At 63.9% G+C, this 18,260-nt stretch carries 21 protein-coding genes; 8 read left to right on the forward strand and 13 right to left on the reverse strand.

Going from position 1 to position 18,260, the window contains the following annotated elements; genetic code table 11:
• Positions 1-148: 148 nt before the first annotated feature.
• The 7 genes from ubiD to C6V82_RS14685 all read left to right on the forward strand — a co-directional run bounded on the left by ubiD (position 149) and on the right by C6V82_RS14685 (position 5,511).
• Positions 149-1,642: a 4-hydroxy-3-polyprenylbenzoate decarboxylase gene (ubiD, locus tag C6V82_RS14660; RefSeq protein WP_102588002.1), complete on the forward strand. Its 1,494-nt coding sequence runs from the start codon at positions 149-151 to the stop codon at positions 1,640-1,642.
• Between the two features lie 15 nt (positions 1,643-1,657).
• A complete protein-coding gene (locus C6V82_RS14665) occupies positions 1,658-2,443 on the forward strand; it encodes an NAD(P)H-flavin reductase (protein ID WP_102588001.1) in 786 nt (261 codons plus the stop codon).
• Positions 2,440-3,153: a dihydromonapterin reductase gene (folM, locus tag C6V82_RS14670; protein ID WP_102588000.1), complete on the forward strand. Its 714-nt coding sequence runs from the start codon at positions 2,440-2,442 to the stop codon at positions 3,151-3,153. The genes C6V82_RS14665 and folM overlap by 4 nt, the downstream gene beginning before the upstream one ends.
• Positions 3,154-3,280: 127 nt before the next feature.
• Entirely contained in the window at positions 3,281-3,409 is a 129-nt protein-coding gene (locus C6V82_RS18375; RefSeq protein WP_268248471.1) for a hypothetical protein, read from the forward strand.
• A gap of 69 nt (positions 3,410-3,478) precedes the next feature.
• Positions 3,479-3,700 (forward strand): hypothetical protein, encoded by a 222-nt coding sequence (locus C6V82_RS14675; RefSeq protein WP_102587999.1) that lies wholly within the window; start codon positions 3,479-3,481, stop codon positions 3,698-3,700.
• A gap of 161 nt (positions 3,701-3,861) precedes the next feature.
• A complete protein-coding gene (locus tag C6V82_RS14680) occupies positions 3,862-4,935 on the forward strand; it encodes a 3-deoxy-7-phosphoheptulonate synthase (RefSeq protein WP_102587998.1) in 1,074 nt (357 codons plus the stop codon).
• Between the two features lie 63 nt (positions 4,936-4,998).
• The gene (locus C6V82_RS14685; RefSeq protein ID WP_102587997.1) at positions 4,999-5,511 is read left to right on the forward strand and encodes a DUF3087 family protein; all 513 of its coding nucleotides are present in this window, start codon (positions 4,999-5,001) and stop codon (positions 5,509-5,511) included.
• Positions 5,512-5,543: 32 nt separating this feature from the next.
• On the opposite strand, the gene ppk1 is transcribed toward C6V82_RS14685, so the two are convergent.
• Positions 5,544-7,760 (reverse strand): polyphosphate kinase 1, encoded by a 2,217-nt coding sequence (gene ppk1, locus C6V82_RS14690; RefSeq protein ID WP_102587996.1) that lies wholly within the window; start codon positions 7,758-7,760, stop codon positions 5,544-5,546.
• A 42-nt stretch (positions 7,761-7,802) separates the two neighbouring features.
• A complete protein-coding gene (gene hemB / locus C6V82_RS14695) occupies positions 7,803-8,801 on the reverse strand; it encodes a porphobilinogen synthase (protein WP_373297638.1) in 999 nt (332 codons plus the stop codon).
• Positions 8,802-9,041: 240 nt separating this feature from the next.
• On the opposite strand from hemB, the gene elbB reads away from it, so the two are divergent.
• Entirely contained in the window at positions 9,042-9,704 is a 663-nt protein-coding gene (gene elbB, locus C6V82_RS14700) for an isoprenoid biosynthesis glyoxalase ElbB (RefSeq protein WP_102587994.1), read from the forward strand.
• A 94-nt stretch (positions 9,705-9,798) separates the two neighbouring features.
• Here the strand turns inward: elbB and tatC are convergent, their stop codons facing one another.
• The 11 genes from tatC to C6V82_RS14755 all read right to left on the reverse strand — a co-directional run bounded on the left by tatC (position 9,799) and on the right by C6V82_RS14755 (position 18,260).
• Positions 9,799-10,560: a twin-arginine translocase subunit TatC gene (gene tatC, locus C6V82_RS14705; protein WP_102587993.1), complete on the reverse strand. Its 762-nt coding sequence runs from the start codon at positions 10,558-10,560 to the stop codon at positions 9,799-9,801.
• Complete coding sequence (gene tatB, locus C6V82_RS14710; RefSeq protein WP_102587992.1) at positions 10,557-10,982, reverse strand: Sec-independent protein translocase protein TatB; 426 nt, start codon at positions 10,980-10,982, stop codon at positions 10,557-10,559. The genes tatC and tatB overlap by 4 nt, the downstream gene beginning before the upstream one ends.
• 6 nt (positions 10,983-10,988) lie before the next feature.
• Positions 10,989-11,255, reverse strand: coding sequence for a Sec-independent protein translocase subunit TatA (tatA, locus tag C6V82_RS14715; protein ID WP_102587991.1), 267 nt, complete (start codon positions 11,253-11,255; stop codon positions 10,989-10,991).
• 187 nt (positions 11,256-11,442) lie between these two features.
• Complete coding sequence (locus tag C6V82_RS14720) at positions 11,443-11,784, reverse strand: phosphoribosyl-ATP diphosphatase (RefSeq protein ID WP_102587990.1); 342 nt, start codon at positions 11,782-11,784, stop codon at positions 11,443-11,445.
• Between the two features lie 36 nt (positions 11,785-11,820).
• Positions 11,821-13,443, reverse strand: a complete 1,623-nt coding sequence (gene ubiB / locus C6V82_RS14725; protein ID WP_102587989.1) for a ubiquinone biosynthesis regulatory protein kinase UbiB — start codon at positions 13,441-13,443, stop codon at positions 11,821-11,823.
• Positions 13,440-14,069, reverse strand: coding sequence for a ubiquinone biosynthesis accessory factor UbiJ (locus C6V82_RS14730; RefSeq protein ID WP_102587988.1), 630 nt, complete (start codon positions 14,067-14,069; stop codon positions 13,440-13,442). The genes ubiB and C6V82_RS14730 overlap by 4 nt, the downstream gene beginning before the upstream one ends.
• A complete protein-coding gene (gene ubiE / locus C6V82_RS14735) occupies positions 14,069-14,815 on the reverse strand; it encodes a bifunctional demethylmenaquinone methyltransferase/2-methoxy-6-polyprenyl-1,4-benzoquinol methylase UbiE (RefSeq protein WP_102587987.1) in 747 nt (248 codons plus the stop codon). Before ubiE ends, C6V82_RS14730 begins: the two co-directional genes overlap by 1 nt.
• A 101-nt stretch (positions 14,816-14,916) precedes the next feature.
• Positions 14,917-15,300: a gamma-butyrobetaine hydroxylase family protein gene (locus C6V82_RS14740; RefSeq protein WP_102587986.1), complete on the reverse strand. Its 384-nt coding sequence runs from the start codon at positions 15,298-15,300 to the stop codon at positions 14,917-14,919.
• A gap of 187 nt (positions 15,301-15,487) precedes the next feature.
• Entirely contained in the window at positions 15,488-16,810 is a 1,323-nt protein-coding gene (gene hslU / locus C6V82_RS14745; RefSeq protein WP_102587985.1) for an ATP-dependent protease ATPase subunit HslU, read from the reverse strand.
• Between the two features lie 10 nt (positions 16,811-16,820).
• Positions 16,821-17,354, reverse strand: a complete 534-nt coding sequence (gene hslV / locus C6V82_RS14750) for an ATP-dependent protease subunit HslV (RefSeq protein WP_102587984.1) — start codon at positions 17,352-17,354, stop codon at positions 16,821-16,823.
• Between the two features lie 153 nt (positions 17,355-17,507).
• On the reverse strand, positions 17,508-18,260 hold the full coding sequence (locus C6V82_RS14755) for an SPOR domain-containing protein (protein WP_102587983.1): 753 nt from the start codon (positions 18,258-18,260) through the stop codon (positions 17,508-17,510).

Raw genomic sequence — 18,260 nt, forward strand, 5'->3', positions numbered from 1 at the left:
GGAAGGCAAAAGTAGCGTACAGGGAGGTATTCACAGCGCCCCCGCAGAAGCCTGTCGCCGGAACAGCCGCGGGCAAAGGACGAGCGGGAAGGAGAGGGGCGGCATGTTATGCTGCCCCTTTCGTCATTCTGGAAACGGGATCGTCCGAATGAAGTACAAGGACCTGCGTGATTTCATCGCGGCGCTGGAGGCCCAGGGGGAGCTCACCCGCGTGAGCGCCGAGGTCGACCCCTATCTCGAGATCACCGAGATCTGCGACCGCACCCTGCGGGCCGGTGGGCCGGCGTTGCTGTTCGAGAACGTCAAGGGCCATGCCATGCCGCTGCTCGGCAATCTGTTCGGCACGCCGAAGCGGGTGGCCATGGGCATGGGGCAGGAGTCCGTCGAGGCGCTGCGCGAGGTCGGCGAGCTGCTGGCGTTTCTCAAGGAGCCGGAACCGCCCAAGGGCTTCCGCGATGCCTGGGACAAGCTGCCGATCTTCAAGCAGGTGATGAGCATGGGGCCGAAGACGGTTCGCTCCGCCCCCGTGCAGGAGATGGTCTACGATGGCGACGAGGTCGATCTGGACCGCCTGCCGATCCAGCACTGCTGGCCCGGCGATGCCGCCCCGCTGGTCACCTGGCCGCTGGTGATCACCCGTGGCCCCCACAAGAAGCGCCAGAACCTGGGGATCTACCGCCAGCAGAAACTCGGGCGCAACCGCTTGATCATGCGTTGGCTGTCGCACCGCGGCGGTGCCCTGGACTTCCAGGAATTCCAGAAGGCCCACCCCGGCGAACCCTTCCCGGTGGCGGTGGCATTGGGTGCCGATCCGGCCACCATTCTGGGTGCCGTGACCCCCGTGCCGGATAGCCTTTCCGAGTACGCCTTTGCCGGGCTGCTGCGTGGCTCGCGCACCGAGCTGGTCAAGTGCGGCCATGCCGACCTGGAGGTGCCGGCTTCCGCCGAGATCATCCTCGAGGGGTTCATCTACCCCGACGACACCGCGCCGGAAGGCCCCTACGGTGACCACACCGGTTATTACAACGAGGTGGATCACTTCCCGGTGTTCACGGTCACGCGCATGACCATGCGTCGCGATGCCATCTATCACTCCACCTACACCGGTCGGCCGCCCGACGAGCCGGCGATCCTCGGCTTGGCGCTCAACGAGGTGTTCGTGCCGATCCTGCGTCGCCAGTTTCCCGAGATCGTCGACTTCTACCTGCCACCCGAGGGTTGCTCCTACCGGATGGCGGTGGTGACCATGAAGAAGCAGTATCCTGGCCACGCCAAGCGGGTGATGATGGGAGTGTGGAGTTTCCTGCGCCAATTCATGTACACCAAGTTCGTGGTGGTGCTCGATGACGATGTCAGCGCTCGCGACTGGAAGGACGTGATCTGGGCCATCACCACCCGCATGGACCCCGCCCGCGACACCGTGCTGGTCGAGAATACCCCGATCGATTACCTGGATTTCGCCTCGCCGGTCTCGGGCCTCGGTTCCAAGATGGGCCTGGATGCCACAAGCAAATGGCCCGGCGAAACCGACCGGGAGTGGGGCACGCCCATCGTCATGGACGAGACCGTCAAGGCTCGCGTGGGCGAGCGCTGGGACGAGCTGGGCATCACCCTTCCCCCCGACAACCCGAATTCCCGATAACTGCATGAGGCATTCATGACGCCAAGGACTTTGACCTGCCAGGTCACCGAGGTCGAGGATCTCTCGCCGGACGTCTTCCGTGTCCAGTTGGAGGGTCGCCGCGAGGCGGTGGCCCACTTGCCTGGCCAATACCTGGAGCTCAAGCTCGACGAGGCAACCTGGGTGCCTTTCTCGATCGCCAATGCGCATGTCGACGACGGTATGATCGAACTGCATATCCAGCACTGGCCCGAGCGTGATAATTCGGCGCGGATTCGCGAGCTGGTGCAGGTAGCCAGCCGCCTGACCCTGCGTTTGCCGGGTGGGGATTGCGTGTTGGACCCTTACAGCACGCGCCCGCTGTTGTTGATCGCCGCGGGAACCGGCTTCGCCCAGATGAAGGCGATCATCGAAGCCGCGCTGCATGCCGACCCCGAGCGGCGAATCGAGCTGTGGTGGGCAGCCCGTGAGCACCGTGACCTCTACCTCGAGCGCCTCGCCCGCGAGTGGGCCGAAGGCCACGCCAACCTGCGCTTTCATGCGGTCACCGAGGTGGCGCCAGAGCCTGGGGAGAGGGTCGACGGGGAGCGCACGCAGGCCCATCTCGGTCGTATCGATCAGGCACTGGCGGCAAGCCTCGAGGATGTCTCGGCGCACGATGTCTACCTGTCGGGCTCCCCCGGCATGGTGTACGCCTGTGTCGATGTGCTGGCATCGCTCGGGCTTGCGGCCTCGCGCACCTTCTCGGACGTGTTCGCCTATGCGCCTCGCGACCCATTGATCCCGACCACCGGCAGCCTGGTCAGGAAATCCCGCGGATGAGTGCTTCGCCGATTCTCATCACCGGTGGCGCGCAACGCCTGGGTCGCCACTGTGCCGAGCGGCTGCGCGATGATGACCACACGGTAATCATCAGCTATCGCCGTGAACGCCCGGAGCTCGATGCATTGCGCGAGCGTGGCATTGTCACCCTCAAAGCCGATTTTTCCAGTGAAGCGGGAATTCTCGACTTCATCGCCCGGCTCAAGGCCGAAACGCGTTCGCTGCGCGCGATCGTCCATAACGCCAGCGACTGGGCACCGGATTCCATGGGAGATGATGCCGGCGCCAACTTCGAGCGGCTGTTTCGGGTGCACATGCAGGCTCCCTATCTGATCAATCTGCACTGTCGTGAACTGCTCGATGCCTGCAGCGAGCCGCAGCGCGACATCATCCACATGACAGACTACGTGGTGCGCAAGGGCTCGAAGAAACACGCCGCCTATGCCGCCACCAAGGCGGGGCTCGACAACCTGACGCTGTCGTTCGCCGCGATGTATGCACCCGAGATCCAGGTCAACGCCATTGCACCGGCACTGATCATGCTGGGTGAGGGTGACGACGAGACCTATGCCGAGAAGGCCAAAGCCAAGTCGGCCATGCAGATGGTGCCGGGCCCGGGGGTGATCTATCAAAGCCTGCGCTACCTGCTCGATAACCGCTATGTCACCGGCGTGATCCTGCCAGTCGATGGCGGTCGGCATCTTCGCTAGAATCAAACGTCGATCCCGGCACCCCTGATAGCAGGGTTTACCGAGCAGGATTTACTGAACCTGGCTTATCGAGAAATGTTGACAGAGCGAACGTGCTCGACACTTCGCGATACGAGGAGAGAGACCCATGGCGGGACATGATGAAAACTTCAGCGATGACAGCGGCATCCTGCCGGTGATCATTGGTCTGGTCGTAGTGGTGAGCATGAGCGCACTGCCGGCGACCATCGGCTGGTTCCAGCTGTTTGCCGGCTGAATCGGCCTGAGCGTACTTGCCAGGCCCAGGCCGATGCGGCACGATGAAGGCTCAAAACAGGAGAACGGCATGATCCCGACAGCGCCTTCCAACGCCTTGCCAGACGCCGCCATTGGTGCGTGCGTAGCGGCTGGCGTGTCGCGCGGCGCGGCGATCATGGTGGCTCTTGCGCGGGTCGTTGTTTCAACGGATTCCATGGGACGTGGCTATTGGTTTGGCTACTGGTTTATCACCGGTGTGCCGGCGCCCTTGTCCCCGTTCAGCGAACCAGACCCGCAACCCCTGAACTGACACGATAGACATGGAGCAAGGCACACCCATCAAGGGTTGCCTTCCCCTGAACCCCCGGACGGCAACCCCGCCCGGGGGTTTTGCGTTTTAGGCCACCTGACATTGACATCCTCCAGACACCCACCCACTCCTCGCATCATCTCGACAAGGACCTGAATGCCATGAATGCGCCACTTGCCACCCCCTCCCAGACCGCTACCGCAAAGAAGGAGGATGCCGCGACAACGCGGGCCTTGCCGACACCCGGTGAATTGCGCCATGCGCAGCCCGTATCTCCTGGGCTGGCACGCCGCATCGATGCCCAGCGCCAGGCCATCCGCGATATCCTCGCGGGCCGTGACGACCGTCTGCTGGTAGTGGTCGGCCCGTGTTCGATTCACGACCCTGGCGAGGCGCTGGACTATGCTCGGCGCCTGGCCGAATTGGCGGACAAGGTCTCCGACCGGCTGCTGCTGGTGATGCGGGTTTACGTGGAGAAGCCGCGTACCACCGTGGGCTGGAAGGGACTGGCCTATGACCCGGCACTGGATGGCAGTGGGGATATGGCGCAAGGCCTGGCGATATCGCGCCGAGTGATGCGTGAGGTCGCTGAACTCGGCCTGCCGGTCGCCACCGAGCTGTTGCAGCCGATGCTGGCGCCTTACCTCGACGACCTGCTCGCCTGGGTGGCGATAGGCGCACGCACCACCGAATCCCAGCTTCACCGCGAGCTGGCCAGTGGTCTTGCGGCGGCGGTCGGCTTCAAGAATGCCACCAGCGGCGATATCGGCGTGGCACTGGATGCCATGCGCGCTGCAGCGCACCCGCATCAGCACTTCGCGGTCGCCCTGGACGGTCAACCGGAAGTGCGTGAGACCGCCGGCAATGCGCATACGCACCTGGTGCTGCGTGGCGGCCATGGCGAGCCCAACTACCAGGCGTCTCATGTCGCGGCGGCGCGGCGAGGGCTGGAAAATGCTGGCCTCTTGCCCCGGATAATGGTGGATTGCAGCCACGCCAACGCGCGCAAGGACCACCGCCGCCAGAGCGAGGTGCTGCTCGATGTGGTGGCCCAACGGCTAGCGGGAGAGCGGGCACTGTGCGGCCTGATGCTCGAGAGCCACCTGCACGAGGGCAAGCAGCCCCTGAACCCCGGCAAGCTTCGCCATGGGGTCTCGGTAACCGACGCCTGCATTGGCTGGGAAACCACCGAGCACCTGCTGCTCGACACTGCCCGGCGACTGCGCCTGAGCTGAACTGTACCCTGGCCGGCAATCCCGCGATAATCGCGGCTTTGCCCGTCACCCAGGAGAGCGACCATGCGGTTCACCTTCGAGCACCACGACCCCGAGACCTATCGCCGCAAGGCCAGGTTCATCAGCCTGGCCATGGCGGGGCAGTTGATCGTCTTCGCCCTGGTGTTCTCGCAGCTGCTGGCGCTGGCCTTTGGCGGCGGCTTCTGGTTCAACGTGCTGGGCGTGGTACTGGGGCTCGTGGCCACCAGCCTGGTGTTCGCGGTACTGCGCGAGCGGCCCTGGATGGGCGAGATGCGCTATGTCTGGCAGCTCAAGCATCACCTTTCGCGGGTCAGCGCCTACCTGCCGGCGCTGCGCCGTGGCATGGGCGAGGAAAACGTCACTGCGCTCGATGTCATGGCGTTCTATCACCAGGGCATGGCGCAACTCGCCGAACTCAACGGCCGCACCCTGGATGACGATGCCGAGCTGATCGCCGAGCGCGAGACGGTCAGGCTGGCTCGCCAGGCGCATGGGCTCGACGAGCGGGTGGAGGGCTTCGACCCTGATGACCTGAGCGCCTTCAAGCGCGGCTGAGCGGTGGGTTGCCTCGCTATCAGCCGCTGGCCCTAAGACTTGGCGGCGTAAGCGTAAAGCAGGGTTTCCTGGGCGCTGATTGGCGCCGCCCCCCCCGCCGACTGCTGAACATAGGTGCCGTCTGCCTGCAGTTGCCAGCTTTGGCAATTGTCGACCAGGTAGGTTTCGAGATCCTTGCGCACCCGCGCGGCAAGCTTGCGGTCGAGTATCGGGAAGCAGGTCTCCACCCGGTGGAACATGTTGCGGTTCATGAAGTCGGCGCTCGACGCCCAGACCTCCGGCTTGCCGCCATTCTGGAAATAGAACACCCGGGTATGTTCGAGGAAGCGGCCGATGATCGAACGCACGCGGATGTTTTCCGACACCCCCGGCAGCCCCGGCCTCAGGCAGCACATGCCGCGGATGATCAGGTCGCACTCCACACCGGCCTGGGACGCGCGGTAAAGCGCCTGGATCAGCTTGGGTTCGGTCAGCGAATTGCACTTGATGATCAGGTGCGCGCGTTTGCCCTTGCTTGCCATCGCGGCTTCCCGGTCGATCATCCCCACCATGCGTTCATGCAGGGTGAAGGGGGCATGCAACAGGGTCTCGATGTGTCGCGCGCGGCCCATGCCGGAGAGTTGCTGGAACACCTGGTGCACGTCTTCGCAGAGCGTCGGGTCGGCAGTCAGCAGGCTGTAGTCGGTGTACAGCTTGGCGGTCTTCGAATGGTAGTTGCCGGTGCCCAGGTGCACGTAGTGGCGCAGCTTGCCTTTCTCGCGACGCACCATGTGCATCATCTTGGCGTGGGTCTTGTAGGCCATCACCCCGTAGATGACGATAGCCCCGGCCTCCTGAAGCCGTGAAGCCAGCGCCAGGTTATCTGCCTCGTCGAAGCGGGCGCGCAACTCGATCACCACCGTGACTTCCTTTCCACCGCGTGCCGCTTCCACCAGCGAGTTGACGATCGGCGAGTCGGCACCGGTGCGGTAGAGGGTCTGCTTGATGGCCAGCACATCCGGGTCGCGGGCAGCCTCCGAGAGCAGATCTTCCACCGGCGAGAACGACTGGAAGGGGTGGTGCAGCAGGATGTCGCTGCCGGCGATGGCGTCGAACAGACTGACTCCCTTCTTCAATGACTTTGGCAGCCCCGGTGTGAAGGGGCGGTAGCACAGCTCCGGTCGCTCCACAGCGCCGAGTACCGACATCATGCGCGTCAGGTTGACCGGGCCATTGACGCGGTACAGGTCGTTCTCTTCCAGCGCGAATTCACGCATCAGGAAGCTCGATAGCTCCTCGGGGCAGGTATCCACCACCTCCAGGCGCACGCCGCTGCCGTAGCGTCGCGCCAGGAGCTCACCACGCAGCGCCGAGGCCAGATCGGACACCTCTTCGGGGTCGACGGTCATGTCTGCGTTGCGGGTCAGGCGAAACTGGTAGCAGCCGCGCACGGCCATGCCGGGAAACACCTCTTCGGCATGCGCGTGGATCATCGAGGAGAGGAACACGTATTCATCGAAGCCCTTGGCGCACAGCTCGCGAGGCAGGGCGATGACCCGCGGCAATGAGCGTGGTGCCGGCAGGATGGCAAGGCCACCCTCGCGTCCGAAGGCATCCTTGCCCTCCAGCTCGACGATGAAATTGAGGCTCTTGTTGACCAGGCGCGGAAAGGGGTGCGAAGGGTCTAGCCCTATCGGGCTGATCACTGGCATGATCTCGCGCTCGAAGTAGTCGCGCACCCAGGCGCTTTGGGCATCGTTCCAGTCGCTGCGCCGGCGGAATCGCAGCCCCTGGGCCTGCAGGGCGGGCAGCAGGGTATCGTTGAGGATGCGGTACTGGCGCTCGATCTGTTCGTGGGCCAGTTGGGAGATCTCGGTGAGCACCGAGCGTGGCGAGCGGCCATCGGAGCCGGTGGTATCGTCACCCAGGGCGATCTGATGCTTGAGGCCGGCGACGCGGATCTCGAAGAACTCATCCATGTTCGACGAGAATATCAACAGGAACATCAACCGGTTGAGCAGCGGGTGGGCCTCATCGAGCGCCTGTTCGAGCACGCGGATGTTGAACTGTAGATGAGAGAGTTCGCGGTTGAAGTACAGGCTCGGGTCGCCCAGGTCCGCCTCGGCTTCGGGCAGTGGCTTGGGCTTGATGCCGGTGCGCGTCTGGTTCAGTCGTGGCACCGGGGGGTCGTTGTGCGTGTCGTCACTCACCCCGGCGGCGGCCGAGGCGCTCTCCAGGCGAGCGGATGATTCGGGACTGCGATCTTCCATGGTCTCTCTCTCGAATGGTGGAAGGGAACGCAGCCCCCTCCGTCACTGCGCGAGCAGCCGAGCTGCGCGCTTGGCGAAATAGGTCAGGATGCCGTCGGCCCCCGCACGCTTGAAGCACAACAGGGATTCGAGTATCACGCTGTCGGCCTCTAGCCAGCCGTTCTCGAAGGCAGCCATGTGCATGGCGTATTCGCCACTGACCTGGTAGGCGAAGGTCGGCACCTTGAGTTCGTCCTTGACCCGGCGAACCACGTCCAGGTAAGGCATGCCAGGCTTGATCATCACCATGTCGGCACCCTCGGCGAGATCCAGTGCCACCTCGTGCAAGGCTTCCTCGCCGTTGCCGGGGTCCATCTGGTAGGTGCTCTTGTCGGCGCGGCCCAGGTTGGCCGCCGAGCCCACCGCATCCCGGAACGGCCCGTAATAGCGCGATGCATATTTGGCGCTGTAGGCCATGATGCGGGTATTGACGAGGTGCTCCTGTTCGAGCACCCGGCGAATTTCGCCGATTCGACCATCCATCATGTCCGAGGGCGCGACCACGTCGGCACCGGCTTCGGCGTGGGAGAGCGCCTGCTTGAGCAGCGTCTCGACGGTGCGGTCATTCTGCACATAGCCATGTTCGTCGAGGATGCCGTCCTGGCCGTGGCTGGTGTAGGGGTCGAGCGCTACATCGGTGATGATGCCAAGCTCCGGGATCGCCTCCTTTAGGGCGCGCACTGAACGTTGCACCAGTCCCGAGGCGCTGTAGGCTTCCTCGGCAAGTTTACTCTTTTGCGCCTGGCCGACTACCGGAAACAGCGCCAGGGCGGGAATACCCAAGTCAAAGGCCTCACGGGCTTCATCGATCAGCAGGTCGATGGAGAGCCTCTCCACCCCTGGCATCGAGGGCACGGCTTCGCGCTGCTCTTCTCCTTCCAGCACGAACACCGGCCAGATCAGGTCGGCGGCGGTCAGGGTGTGCTCACGCATCAGCCGGCGCGAGAAGTCGTTGCGACGCATGCGGCGCATGCGGGTCGCGGGGAACTGGCGTGTGGTCATGAAGCTCAAGGGGGTCTCCGGCATTTGGCACCGCCATCGGTGATTGTGGCGGGCAAAGATGACATCATCGTGACAAAGTGAGTCGCTTGCTCCTGAGTATATCAGCGACCGTCCGCCCGGAAAGCCGTTGTCGTGATCCGGCAAGGTCGCGCCTTGTGGCGGCGGGGACGACTCTCTAAAGTGTGGGATTCGGTTCGTGGGTCCTGCGCGAGCAGGCGAATCCCTTCAAGGAGAGTAGGCATGAGCAAACAGGTGGCGGTCATTCTTTCGGGCTGCGGAGTCCAGGACGGCTCCGAGATCTACGAGGCCACCCTGACCCTGCTGCGGCTGGACCAGTTGGGAATCGGGTATCACTGCTTTGCGCCGGATATCGAGCAACACCACGTGATCGACCACCGCACCGGTGAGGTCGCTGAGGGTGAAGTGCGCAACGTGCTGGTGGAGTCGGCACGCCTGGCACGCGGCGACATTGCGCCACTGTCGGAGCTTGAGGCCGAGGATTTCGATGCAGTGATCCTGCCGGGAGGATTCGGCGCCGCCAAGAACCTTTCGGATTTCGCTGACGCGGGGGCCAATCTGACCGTTCTGGAGGAGCTCGCCGAGAAACTGGCCGAGTTCCGCGAGGAGCGTCGGCCGATCGGCTTGATGTGCATTGCCCCGGTGATGGTACCGCGCCTGCTTGGCGATGGCATTGCCGTGACCATTGGCCATGACCCGAGTGTCGCCGGAGCCATCAGCGCCATGGGCGGTCTGCACCGCAGCTGTAGTGTCGAGGATATCGTGGTGGATTTCGAGAACCGGGTGGTGACCACACCGGCCTATATGCTGGCAACCCGCATCAGCGAGGCGGCCACTGGCATCTTCAAGCTGGTCGACCGTATCGATGAGATGATGGATCTGTGACCCGGCTGCGCCGGGAGCGGTAAGTTAAGAGCTGTAAGCTGTAAGAAAAACCGCCGTCACTTGTGTGGTCGGCGGTATTATCGTGGCTTGTGGCTCACGGCTCGCCCTCTTCGTCACGCTGCTTGCGCCGCACCAGTCGGCCGAACAGTAGCCCGACTTCGTAGAGCAGGTACATCGGCACCGCCAGCAGGCTCTGCGACACCACATCCGGCGGGGTCAGCAGCATGCCGATCACGAAGCAGCCAAGGATGATGTAGGGGCGTTTCTTCGACAGGCTCTCGACCGTGGTGGCGCCCGACAGGATCAGCAGGAAGGTGGCGATGGGTATCTCGAAGGCCACGCCGAAGGCGAAGAACAGCTTGAGCACGAAATTCAGGTAGGCGTTGATGTCGGTCATCACCGTCACGTTCTCCGGCCCGGTCTGGGTGAAGAACTGGAACAACAACGGGAAGACCACGTAGTAGGCGAAGGCCGCGCCAGCGTAGAACAGCAGTATGCTGGAGCCCAGTATCGGCAGCGCCAGGGCCTTTTCGTTGTCGTAGAGCCCAGGAGCGACGAACGCCCACGCCTGATGGAGCACATAGGGGATGGCGGCGAACACCGCTACCACCAGGGTCAGCTTGAAGGGCGCAAGGAATGGCGAGGCCACTTCGGTGGCGATCATCTGCGACCCTTCAGGTAGCAGCGCCATCAGTGGCTGGGCCACGAAGGTGTAAATGTCGTTGGCGAAGGCATACAGGCCAAGAAATATCACCAGTACCGACACGACCGCGCGTAGCAAGCGTGTACGCAACTCGATCAGGTGCTCGATCAATGGGGCCTGCGGCGGTTCCTTCGGTTCAACAGGCATACTCATCGGGAAGAGGCGTCCTTGTCGGCGGAAGAGGTCTCGGCGCGGGCATCGCCCTGGCTTTCCAGGCGCGCATTGGCCAGGGCGTCATCCAGGCGCTGTTCGGGCGTGGTCGGTGCATCGGTGTCCTGGGACTCGGCTTGTTTACCCGCTGGCTTGTCGGGTGCCGAGTCGGCGATGCCTTCCACGCCACGCTTGACCTGATTGACACTCTCGTCGAGTTTCTTCTGCTGCTCGTTGAGTTTCTGGCGCAATTCTTCCGCTTCGAGCTGCGCGCTGATTTCGCGCTGCATGCCGGAGACAGAGCGTTTGATCTTGCCGATCCACAGGCCAGTGGTGCGTGCTGCCTTGGGCAGACGCTCGGGCCCGAGCACCAGCAGGCCGACCACGCCAATGATCAGCAGTTCGAGAAAGCCGATATCGAACATGGCGGGTTACTTGCGCTCTTCCTGTTCCTCGGGCTTGCGCTCGGACTTGACATCATAAGTATTGACGTCCTCCTCATGGCTGACCTGGGCCTGAGGATTGTCGGCGTCTGCCTTTTCTCCATCACCCTTTTCCTCGTCGTGCATGGCTTTCTTGAAGCCTTTCACGGCGCCACCCAGGTCGGTGCCGACATTGCGAAGCTTCTTGGTGCCGAAGATCAGGATGATGATGCCGAGCACGATCAGCAGCTGCCAGATACTGATACCACCTAACATAGGAATTTCCTCTGAGACATGCCCCGCCCCGGGGCGATCAATTAGAGAAACACCGCACGAATGCCTGCGCGGGCAAATCACTGCGTTGCGCGGTGCTCGGAATCCTCACCTATACCCCATAGGCTCCGGTTCCTGTGCTCCGTGCGCCTTGTGCTTCGCTCCGCTCGTCGATTCGTGCGGCATTTCTTCAAGTCCGGCGTTCCCGCGCCGCTTTCTCGTCGTGACCCGAGATACCGAAGCGCCGGGCCAGTTCGTCCAGCACATCGCGATGATCGAGATCGAGGTGCGACAGCATCACCAGGCTATGAAACCACAGGTCCGCCGTTTCAGCGATCAACGCTTGTCGTCTGGATTCATCGCCGTGTTCGGCATCCTTGGCTGCAAGCACCGTTTCGGTCGCTTCCTCGCCCACTTTCTCGAGTATCTTGTTCAGCCCCTTGTGATGCAAGGAGGCAACGTAGGAATCCTCGGGGGGAGCATGTCGACGCTGCACCAGGACATCGTTCAAGCTGTCGAGAATATCACTCATGAGAGTCGGTTCCATTGCAGTGATGAGGCATGAGGGTCAGTGCCAGGCCAGCAATAACACGCCGATGGCGGCGGCAGCCAGTGCCGGCCAGGGTTGTCCGGCGGCCCATTGGGTCAAGGGTTGCCATGCCAGTGCCGCACCGATCAGCAGCAAACCGAGCCGCAGCCGGCGACCGCGACGCCCCAGCTGGCTTAGCTTGTGGTGGATGCCGGTGACCGCATCGGCCTGGCGACGGTGTTGGCGCTGGTCGTGTTCGGCGTGGGAGAGCGCGCGGTGGGCAAGCACCGGCAGCTCCGGCAACTGGCGGGTCAACTCTGGGGCCTGGCGTTTGAGGGACTCCCAGAATCCGCTGACGCCGGCGCGTTCCTTCATCCAGCGCTCCAGGAAGGGCTTGGCGGTTTGCCACAGGTCGAGGTCCGGATAGAGCTGGCGCCCCAGGCCTTCGATGTTGAGCAGGGTCTTCTGCAACAGCACCAGTTGTGGTTGCACCTCCATGTCGAAGCGCCGGGCGGTCTGGAACAGCCCCAGCAACACCTGGCCGAAGGAGATGTCTTTTAGGGGTTTTTCGAGAATCGGCTCGCATACCGTGCGGATCGCCGCGGCGAACTCGTTGGCCCGGGTGTTTTCGCTCACCCAGCCGGATTCGATGTGCAGGGCGGCGACTTCATAATAATCCTGATGGAAGAACGCCAGCAGATTGCGCGCCAGGTAATCCTGGTCCTCGCGGGTCAGGCTGCCGACGATACCGCAGTCGATGGCGATGTACTGGGGATCGGCGGGGTCGTCGCAGTCGACGAAGATGTTGCCGGGGTGCATGTCGGCATGGAAGAAGTTGTCACGAAACACCTGGGTGAAGAAGATCTCCACGCCGCGTTCGGCGAGTTTCTTGAGGTCGGTGCCGCGCTCGACCAGCATTTTCGTGTCCGCCACCGGCACGCCGTGAATACGCTCTTGCACCATCACCCGCTGGCGAGTCAGTGGCCAGTGGATGGCCGGCACGTAGAGCAGTGGCGAGCCCTTGAAGTTGCGCTTGAGCTGGGAGGTGTTGGCGGCTTCCTTGTGCAGGTCGAGTTCGTCGAACAGTGTCGCCTCGTAGTCACGGACTACTTCCACCGGCCTGAGTCGACGTGCCTCGGGCACCCATCTCAGGAATTGGGCGAAGCGGTACATCAATGCCATATCCTGGCGCATCACCCGCTCGATGTCGGGACGAATGATCTTGACCACCACGTCTTCGCCGCTATGCAGCCGCGCGGCATGCACCTGGGCAATCGAAGCAGAGGCCAGTGGGGCGGCATCGAAGCGCGCGAAGGCCAGCTCCACCGACATGCCGAGCTCCTCCTCCACCACCGCACGCGCTTCATCGTCGGGGAAGGGCGGCACCTGGTCCTGCAGTCGCCTGAGTTCGTCAGCGATGTCTTCCGGCAACAGGTCGCGACGGGTGGATAGCACCTGGCCGAACTTGACGAAGATCGGCCCCAGCGACTCCAGGGCCAGGCGTAGCCGCTCGGCACGCGAGCGCTCGCCGATCGGTACCAGGCGCAGCGGTGACAGCTTGAACAAGGTGCGCAGGGCCCAGGGAAGGCGCTCCAGCGGTAGCAGGGTATCCAGCCGGTAGCGTGTGATCACCCAGAAGATGCGTACCAGACGCAGGATCATGCGTGCTCTCCATGCGACTCGCCCAATTGGCGGCGCAGTCGCTGCAGGCGTGCTTCCAGGCGGTCGGCCGACACTTCCAGTTCGGTGAGGTGGTCACGCAGGATCTCGAGCTGGTGGCGGCCGGGCAGCAGCCGGGCCTCCTCGAAGACGTATTCGGAGACATCCGCGCAAAGCTCGTCGCGGGTGCGCAGGCCAAAGCGTCCCAGGCTGCGCAGGCCTTCGGCCAGGCTGTGGGCCGGCGCCTGGCCAAGCCAGGTGGCCAGCTCGCCTTCCCAGTCGATATCGAGGTCGAGCAGCAGGTCTCGCGCTTCTTCCAGCAGGTGGGTACGACCGCGCACCGCAAGCTTGCTCTGAAACAGCAGGCGTTCGATGGAGGCCCCGCCAAGCAGCTCGCCCAGCGTCTCGGCATCAAGCTCCACCACGGCGTCGGCATCTTCCTCGCGGGGGGCGTGCGGGCGGGACAGGTTCATGCCTTGGGCGTGGAAGTGCACGGCAAGGCAAAGCTCGGGCCGTTCGAGACGCACCAGGATACGTTGGCCGGCGAGGCGGGAAAGCCGCGCCGGCGCAGCCGGGTCGCGGGCGAGCAGGCTTTCCAGCGTGCGTTCGATGAGCGCCAGCAACAGCATTACAACTTGATGCCGCGGTGCAGGGCGACGATGCCCCCGGTGAGATTGGTGTACTCGACACGCTCGAGCCCGGCGGTTTCCATCATCTCCTTGAGGGTCCGCTGATCGGGATGCATGCGGATCGATTCGGCGAGATAGCGATAGCTGTCGCCATCGCGGGCGACGAGCTCCCCGATGCGCGGCAGCAGCCGGAAGGAGTATTCGTCGTAGGCCTTCGACAGCAGGGCGTTGGGCGGCTTGGAGAACTCCAGCACCAGCAGCCGGCCCCCCGGCTTGAGTACCCGCGCCATGGAGCGCAGCGCGGCATCCTTGTCGGTGACATTGCGCAACCCGAAGGCAATGGTGATGCAGTCGAAGGTGTTGTCGGGGAAAGGCAGGCACTCGGCGTTGGCCTGCACGTATTCGACGTTACCGCCAACACCGTTGTCGAGCAGCTTGTCGCGACCCACGCTCAGCATCGACTGGTTGATGTCGGCGAGCACTACGCGGCCGCGCGGGCCCACCAGGCGCGAGAATTTCAAGGTCAGGTCACCGGTGCCCCCGGCAATATCGAGCACGCTATGGCCTGGGCGCACCCCGGCCCGCTCGATGGTCAGGCGCTTCCACAGGCGATGGATGCCAAACGACATCAGGTCATTCATGACGTCGTAGCTGGTGGCCACCGAGTGGAAGACATCGGCCACGCGGGAGGCCTTTTCCTCGACCGGCACTTCCTGGTAACCGAAGTGGGTGGTGCGCTTGTCCATGGTGCGGGGCTCCCGAGTCGCTTCGGTGGGCAAGGCCGGCGGCCTTTGAATGCGCGCTATTGTAGCCTTCTCGGCGGTGGCTTGTCTTGACGCTCGCGGGGCTAGAGCTGCTTGATCTCGATGCTCAAGGGCTCGCGGGATGCGCCGGCCTCTTCCAGGCGCTTGAGGTAATCGGCCCAGTTGGCTTCGCGATTCTCGATCAGCCACCACAGGTAGTCCCAACTGAACAACCCGCTGTCATGGCCATCGTCGAAGTGCAGCTTGAGGGCATAGCGGCCTGCCTGGGTGATATTGGCAAGCCCGACATACTGCTTGCCGACCTGCAGCGTGGCGGTGTCGTGGCCATGCCCCCGCACCTCGGCGGAGGGTGAGTAGACGCGCAGGTACTCCACGGCAAGCCGATGGCTCTCGCCGCCCGGGTAGGTGAGCTCCAGCTCACGGGGCGTCTTGTGGTAGTGCACGCGGGTCGGGATCGGGGCTGTCATGGTTAATGTCCGCATCTGGCGTGTCAGGGAACGCGGCTGATCCGGCGACAGGCCTTCTCGGAGGCGCTGTGAACCCCTCCCTGGGCGCTACCAATGCCATCCCTGGCATTGGACCTCCGCTACGGCCTGTCCCCGGCGCCGCGTGGCGACCGCAGAGACGTAAATTACCCTGCGGCGTGCCGTTTGGTTAGAGAATATACCGCGATAGATCCTCGTCCATGGCCAGCTCCCCCAGTTGCGAGTCGACATAGGCGGCATCGATGGAAAGCGGGCTGCCGATGTCGCTGCCACTGAAGGAGGCTTCTTCAAGCAGGCGTTCCATCACCGTGTGCAGGCGGCGGGCGCCGATGTTCTCGGTGCCTTCGTTGACCCGCCAGGCGATCTCGGCGATGCGCTCGATGCCGTCTTCGGTGAACGAGATATCGAGGCCTTCGGTGGCCAGCAGCGCTTGATACTGCTTGGTCAGCGCGGCTGAGGGTTCGGTGAGGATGCGCTTGAAGTCATCCGGTGTCAGGGCATTGAGCTCGACCCGGATGGGCAGGCGGCCCTGCAATTCGGGAATCAGGTCCGAAGGGCGCGACAGGTGGAAAGCGCCGGAGGCGATGAACAGGATGTGGTCGGTCTTGACCATGCCGTACTTGGTGGACACCGTGGAGCCCTCGATCAGCGGCAGCAGGTCGCGCTGCACGCCCTCGCGGGAGACCTCGCCACCGCTGGACTGGCCACTGCCCTTGGCGACCTTGTCGATCTCGTCGAGGAACACGATCCCGTTCTGCTCCACCGCCTCGATGGCGCGATGCTTGATATCCTCCTCGTTGACCAGCTTGGCGGCTTCCTCGTCGCGCAGCAGGGCGAAGGCGTCCTTGACCTGCACACGGCGGGTCTCGGTCTTCTGCTTGCCCATGCCGGAGAACAGGCTCGAGAGTTGCTGGGTCATCTCTTCCATGCCCGGTGGGGTCATGATGTCGATGTTCGGCCCCTGCTGGGAGACCTCGACGTCGATCTCCTTGTCATCGAGCTGGCCTTCGCGGAGTTTCTTGCGGAATACCTGGCGGGTGCCGCTCTCGGCGCGCGGCTCGTCTTCCTGGCCGCGCGGCGGGGGCAGTAGGGCATCGAGAATACGATCCTCGGCGGCGTCCTCGGCGCGGTGGCCGACCTCTTCCTTGGCCTGTTCGCGCACCAGCTTGATGGCCGATTCGGTGAGGTCGCGGATGATCGATTCCACGTCGCGACCCACATAGCCCACCTCGGTGAACTTGGTGGCCTCGACCTTGATGAAGGGGGCCCGGGCAAGCTTGGCCAGGCGGCGGGCGATCTCGGTCTTGCCCACCCCGGTGGGGCCGATCATCAGGATGTTCTTGGGGGTGACTTCCTGGCGCAGGTCACCTTCGAGCTGCATGCGCCGCCAGCGGTTGCGCAGGGCAATGGCCACGGCGCGCTTGGCGTCCTGCTGGCCGATGATGAACTGGTCCAGGGCGTGGACGATCTCGCGGGGGGTCATCTGGGTCATGGGTTCGGCCTTAGCGTGCCTTGGCTGGCAGCTCTTCAAGGGTGATGTGATGATTGGTGAACACACAGATATCACCGGCGATCTCGAGGGATTTCTCGGTGATCTCGCGGGCCGAGAGGTCGGTGTTCTCGAGCAGTGCACGGGCGGCGGACAACGCGAAGTTGCCACCGGAGCCGATGGCGATGATACCGCGCTCGGGTTCCACCACATCGCCGTTGCCGGTGATGATCAGCGAGGCATCCTTGTTGGCGACCGCCAGCAATGCCTCCAGGCGGCGCAGGGCGCGGTCGGTGCGCCAGTCCTTGGCCAGCTCCACGGCGGCCTTGACCAGATTGCCCTGGTACTTCTCCAGCTGTGCCTCGAAGCGCTCGAACAGCGTGAAGGCATCGGCGGTACCGCCGGCGAAGCCAGCCAGCACCTCGCCACGGTAGAGGCGGCGTACCTTGCTGGCGTTGCCCTTCATCACGGTGTTGCCCAGCGACACCTGGCCATCACCGGCCAGGGCGACCTGGTCATCGCGGCGCACGGAAACGATCGTGGTCATGGAGGGGACTCCTTGTGGGAGTAGGTGACTCCCGATGACTTTCGGCGCCCAAGGTGGACGAGCGCCGTGAGTGGTTGATCAACAATGAGCTTTCAAGGGACGTATGGGCGGTGCGCCTGGAATTCAACCGCAGGCACAGCCAGGTCGTCCTGCTCAGTTCTGCAGGCGAATCAACAGCGGTTCGATGCCCTGGGTCACCATCAGGTCCTGGGCCCGGTTCAGCTCGCGGCTGTCGGCGTAGGGGCCGACCTGAACGCGATGCCAGGTTTGGCCGCCGGAGGCCTTGACCTCGCTGACCTGGGCCAGCAACCCGAAGTCACGCAGTCGTCCGCGCAACTGCTCGGCATCACCGGGTTCGCGGAAGGAGGCCGCCTGGAGCATGTAGCGGCTACCGCTGGCCGCGGCAGGCGCCGGCTCTTCGCTTGGTTGTTGCTCCTCGGGGGTGAGGTTGGCGGCGATCACCTGGGCGATCGGGTCGTCGCTCGCCGGTGTGGAGGAAGACGCTTGCGACTCCTGCGACGCCGCTGATTCCGGCTCTTCCAGACGTGGAGGCGGAGTGGCGGTGGAGGCGGGGAGTTCACCGCGTGGGGCGATGACCTCCGATTCCGGCAGCAGGGTGTAGAACTCGAAGGTTGGCATGCGCGGCTCGTCTTGCGCCGGCGGTGCGGTCGATTCCTGACCGGTTTCCTCGCTGGGCGGTGCCGAGCGCGGCAGCACGGTGGCCAGCGGAGAGTCCTCTACCTGCCAGGGCGCGACGCCCATCTGGTGCTGGGACAGCAGAAAACCGGCGATCACCCCCGTGATGCCCCACAGCCAGCCGGGAATTCCACGGCGTGCCTTGGGCGCTGCCGGGCGACGCTTGCTGGTGGTGGCGCCCCGTTTCCCTGGGGTCTGGCGGCTAGCCAT

This window comes from Halomonas urumqiensis, assembly GCF_003028575.1.
GTDB classification, from domain to species: domain Bacteria; phylum Pseudomonadota; class Gammaproteobacteria; order Pseudomonadales; family Halomonadaceae; genus Halomonas; species Halomonas urumqiensis.